At 69.6% G+C, this 4,852-nt stretch carries 5 protein-coding genes; 4 read left to right on the forward strand and 1 reads right to left on the reverse strand.

Features of this window, described 5'->3' with window-relative positions:
- Positions 1 to 1,140 (reverse strand): DUF349 domain-containing protein (locus OOT08_RS16365; RefSeq protein WP_325093888.1); only part of this gene is annotated, 1,140 nt, incomplete at its 3' end.
- Between the two features lie 124 nt (positions 1,141 to 1,264).
- On the opposite strand from OOT08_RS16365, the gene OOT08_RS16370 reads away from it, so the two are divergent.
- The 4 genes from OOT08_RS16370 to OOT08_RS16385 form a co-directional block, all read left to right on the forward strand.
- Positions 1,265 to 3,142 (forward strand): replication-associated recombination protein A, encoded by a 1,878-nt coding sequence (locus OOT08_RS16370; protein ID WP_325093889.1) that lies wholly within the window; start codon positions 1,265 to 1,267, stop codon positions 3,140 to 3,142.
- Between the two features lie 275 nt (positions 3,143 to 3,417).
- Entirely contained in the window at positions 3,418 to 4,047 is a 630-nt protein-coding gene (rpsD, locus tag OOT08_RS16375; protein WP_325093890.1) for a 30S ribosomal protein S4, read from the forward strand.
- Positions 4,048 to 4,301: 254 nt separating this feature from the next.
- The gene (locus OOT08_RS16380; protein WP_325093891.1) at positions 4,302 to 4,526 is read left to right on the forward strand and encodes a hypothetical protein; all 225 of its coding nucleotides are present in this window, start codon (positions 4,302 to 4,304) and stop codon (positions 4,524 to 4,526) included.
- A 105-nt stretch (positions 4,527 to 4,631) separates the two neighbouring features.
- The coding region (locus OOT08_RS16385) for an alanine--tRNA ligase-related protein (protein WP_325093892.1) at positions 4,632 to 4,852 on the forward strand (221 nt) is incomplete at its 3' end.

Genomic DNA, 4,852 nt, shown 5'->3' on the forward strand with positions numbered 1-4,852 from the left:
GATCTCGTCCTGCAGCTCGGCGATGGACTGCTCCAGCTGACCGCGCAGGCCCTCGCTGCGCGCGATGGTCTCGGGGTTCGTCGCCTGCCAGTGGGCCTCCTGCAGACCGCGGACGTGGTCCTCGATGGCGCGCATGCGGCCCTCGACCGCCCGGATGGCCTCGCGGGGCACCTTGCCGAGCTCGTCCCAGCGAAGCTGGAAGTCGGTCAGCTTCTTGCGCGCCGTCTCGTGGTCGGTTTCTGCGAGCAGCGGCTCGGCCTCGGTCAGCAGGGCCTCCTTGGCGACCAGGTTGGCCTGGTACTCCTCGTTGCTCTGCGCGACCTCCTCGGCCTTTGCACCGTAGAGGACGTCGCCGGCCGCCTTGAAGCGGGCCCAGAGCTGGTCGTCGATCTTGCGGCTCGCGCGGCCAGCGCCCTTCCAGTCCTCAAGGAGGTTACGGTAGGCGGGGATGCCGCCGGCGCCCTGATCCGCGAGTGCCTCAGCGCTCGCAATGATCTGCTCCTTCCGGTGCCGGACGTCCTTGTTGGCCGCGTCCATCTTCGCGAAGAAGGCGCGCCGTGCGGAGTCAACGGTCTGCCGGGCCGTGCGGAAACGCTTCCAGAGCGCATCAGCCTGGGCCTTGGGCAGCTGCGGGCCGGCCTTCTGCGCGGCCTGCCAGTCGGCGAAGAGCTGATCGAAGCTCTGCTGCGTCTGCTTCCACTGCACGCGGTCGGGGTCCTGCGCGGCGAGCTCCTCAGCGGCGACGACGATCGCGGTGCGCGCCTCGATGGCCGCCTGCTTCGCCTTCTCGCGCTCGGCCTTCTGCTGCTCGGTCAGCTCCTCCGCCTTGGCGGTGAGCTTGCCGACGCGCTCGCGGAGGGAGGCGATGTCGCCAACCGCGTTGGGCTCGACGAGCTGCTCGGCCAGCTTCTGCACGGTCGAGGCAACGTCGCTCACCGCGGTGCCGCGGGCGATGCGCTGTTCGAGCAGCACGACCTGGCCCTCGAGTTCGGTGAACTTGCGGACGAAGTAGGCAAGAGCCTCCTCTGCCGTGCCGTCCGGATACTGTCCGACCGTCCGCTCGCTGTCGCCCTCTCGGACGTACACCGTGTTCGTCTCGTCAACGCGACCCCATGGCGTGTCGTTCGTTGAATCGCTCACTGTAGTTCACCTATTCCGCATCGTCTCGGTGGCAGGTTCGGCGCTGCCTTCTTGCCCCAACCACACCAACTATGCCACAGCGGAGGGGGACAGCGGTGTCAGGAAGGACAGATATCATGGAGCCGTGACTGAGTCGACGCTAACCGGAGGTGGGATGACCGCGCCCCTCGCGGTCCGAATGCGTCCGCGGAGCCTGGACGAGGTGGTTGGCCAGCAGCACCTGCTGAAGCCCGGATCCCCCCTGCGTTCGCTCGCGGACCCCGCCGAAACCGGACAGGGCAAGGGCGCGATCTCGGTGATCCTGTGGGGCCCGCCCGGCACCGGGAAGACGACGCTCGCCCAGGCGATCGCGCACTCGAGCGGCCGGAACTTCGTCGAGCTGTCCGCCGTGACCGCCGGGGTGAAGGACGTGCGCGTCGTCATGGAGCGCGCCCTGAACGAGCGCGATCTCTACGGGGTCGCGACCGTGCTGTTCCTCGATGAGATCCACCGCTTTACGAAGGCCCAGCAGGATGCCCTGCTGCCCGGGGTCGAAAACGGCTGGGTGACCCTGGTGGCCGCGACCACCGAGAACCCGTCTTTTTCGGTGATCAGCCCGCTCCTCAGCCGCTCGCTCTTGCTGACCCTGCAGCCGCTCACGGACCGGGAGCTCGGCACGCTGCTGCGCCGGGCCGCGACCGAGGAGCGCGGACTCGGCGACCGGATCCCCGTCGACGAGGACGCCTACGAGCTGATCGTGAAGCTCGCCTCTGGCGACGCCCGGCGCGCGCTCACGACGCTGGAGGCCGCCGCGGCCTCCGCCGTGGCGATCGCCGAGGCCGACGCAGCCGGAGCCGCTCACCCCGACGGCCCCGGCGCGGGACACCCCGGGCCGGAGGCCGAGGGCTCGGTGCACACCGAAGACCCTGAAGGCACCGAAGACACCGAGGGCGGCGCGGACGACGCCGCTGCGGTCCCGAGCGGGGCGGTCGATCCCGGCGCCGCCGATCCGGAGGACGCCCACGACGATCCGCACGCCGCGGGCCTCGCGGAAGAGATTGCCGAACTCACGGCCCTCGCCGCGGCCGGGGACGAGGATGCCGCTGACCTCGCGGCGGAGCTGTCCGCCGAGCCGCTCACGCTGCGGGCGCAGCTGCGCGCCGCGGCCCGGGGCGACGGGTCCGCGGGAGCTGCGGCGGACGCCGGGCACGACCCGGACCAGGGGAGAGGCTCGGACGAGAGCGCGGTGTCGGGCGAGAGCGCGGGGCCGGACGCGGGGGACCAGGACGCCGCTGCGCCGGACGGCCCCGCCGCGCACGAGGGTCCGCGCATCACCGCGGAGGTCGTCGCAACCGCGGTGGACCGGGCGTTGCTCCGCTACGACCGGAACGGTGACGAGCACTACGACGTCATCAGCGCCTTTATCAAATCGGTGCGCGGCTCGGACCCGGACGCGGCCCTGCACTACCTGGCCCGGATGATCGAGGCCGGGGAGGACCCCCGGTTTATCGCCCGCCGGGTGATCGTGCTCGCGGCCGAGGACATCGGGCTGGCGGATCCCGCCGCGCTCGGCATCGCGGTCGCGGCGGCCGAGGCAACGCAGATGATCGGGATGCCCGAGGCGCGCATCCCGCTGGCGGAGGCCGTCGTCTACCTCGCCTGCGCCCCGAAATCGAACACCGCCTACGTGGCAATCGACGCGGCGATCGCTGACGTGCGCGCCGGGCGGATCGGGCGCGTGCCCATCCACCTTCGCGACGGTCACTACGCGGGAGCCAAGCGCCTGGGTCACGGCAAGGGGTACCGCTACCCGCACGACACCGAGCTCGGCGTCGCGACGCAGCAGTATCTGCCGGACGAGCTGCGTGCCCAGCGGTACTATCTGCCCGGCACGCACGGGAACGAGCGCGCGGTCGCGGAGCGGCTCCCGAAGATTCAGCGCATCCTGCGCGGGGAGCGGACCCCGCCGAAGCCGGCCCCCGCGCCCCAGCAGCCCGACCCCCAGCGACCGCAGTCCCCGTAACCCGCCGCGGCTCTGGCCGCCGGCAGACACGCCCCGGTCTCGGCTCGCCGGGGCGGGGGAGCCGTGATAAGCTACTCCGTGGCCACCCGTGGCTCCGAACTCGTGCGGCTGCGAGAACGGGTCAACAACGGGCGTGTTTCCCTGTAGCCGGGTACATATGGTCGTTCCCTCACCGGAAACGGTTCGTCGCATCGCGTGCATCCCCCTGGGGTGCGGGTGCGGCATGACCGAGAGAACATCGAGTGCGCCAGTCGCACACACACTGAAAGGAATCCGTGTCTACCACGTCACGTACCCGTAGCAAGACCCGCCTGTCGCGGTCGCTGGGCATCGCCCTGACCCCGAAGGCAGCAAAGTACCTCGAGAAGCGCCCCTACGGCCCCGGCGAGCACGGCCGCACGAAGCGGAAGTCGGACTCCGACTACGCCGTGCGTCTGCGTGAAAAGCAGCGTCTGCGCGCCCAGTACGGCATCCGCGAGAAGCAGCTGCAGATCGCCTTCAAGGAGGCGCGCAGCAAGGACGGCCTGACCGGTGAGAACCTGGTCGAGCTGCTCGAAATGCGTCTCGACGCCCTCGTGCTGCGTGCCGGCTTCGCCCGCACCACCGCACAGGCCCGCCAGATGGTTGTGCACCGTCACATCCTCGTCAACGGCAAGATCGTTGACCGTCCCTCCTTCCGCGTGAAGCCGGGTCAGCTCATCCACGTCAAGGAGCGCTCCGAGGGCACCGAGATGTTCCAGGTTGCCGCGGCCGGTGGCCACGCCGAGGTTCTGCCTCCCGTGCCCGCTTACCTCGAGGTGTCCCTGGACAAGCTCCAGGCGCAGCTCGTGCGTCGCCCGAAGCGCGCCGAGGTCCCCGTGACCTGTGAAGTGCAGCTCGTGGTGGAGTACTACTCGGGTCGCTAAGCCCGACCGCACCGGAGGGGATGTCCAGTTCGCTGGCATCCCCTCCGTTGTTTTCTCTGCGGGTTCGGCTGGATCGGCTCCGATTGGATCGGCTCCGAGAATCGGCCCGGGAGGATCGACAGAGACCCGCGGAAGCAATCCCGCCCGGGAATCCGCAACCCGTTAGACTCGAATGCGTACAGCGCCGGGCCCGTCCGAGCCAGCGCGGCTACGGACAGCACCCCGTTCTCGGGCACAGCATGCAGGGAGAGATTGTGCGGAAATTCTTCACTCTTATTTTCGGAGTCGCGCTCGGCTTCGTCGCAGCCCACTTCATTAACAGCACCCCGGAGGGACGCCGCTTCTTTCAGCGCGTTGACCGGAGCGTCAAACAGTTCGGCGACGCCGTTGTGAGCGGGTACCGCTCCGGTGAATCCGAGCTCGAGGACACCCTCGATGACGTCGAGCGCGCCCTCAAGCGCCTCGCCCCCAAGCAGTAACCGGCTGTGTTGCGCCGGAGGCACCGCCCCGGCCCCAGCCCTGAGCGAGCCCGTTCCCGGGACGCCCAGCATCGTCACCAGCAGCACCGAAGCACCTAGGGAAGTATGCAAACCGCAGAAATTCGTCAGCGTTGGCTCACCTTCTTCGCCGAGCGCGGCCACACCGTGGTCCCCTCCGCGTCTCTCGTGAGCGATGACCCCACCCTCATGTTCACGGTCGCGGGCATGGTGCCCTTCGTGCCGTACCTGACGGGCGTGGTCCCGGCGCCGTACCCCACGGCGACGAGCGTGCAGAAGTGCATCCGCACGAACGACATCGAGGAGGT

The organism is Leucobacter sp. M11, from assembly GCF_035726885.1.
Taxonomy (GTDB): domain Bacteria; phylum Actinomycetota; class Actinomycetes; order Actinomycetales; family Microbacteriaceae; genus JAPFRB01.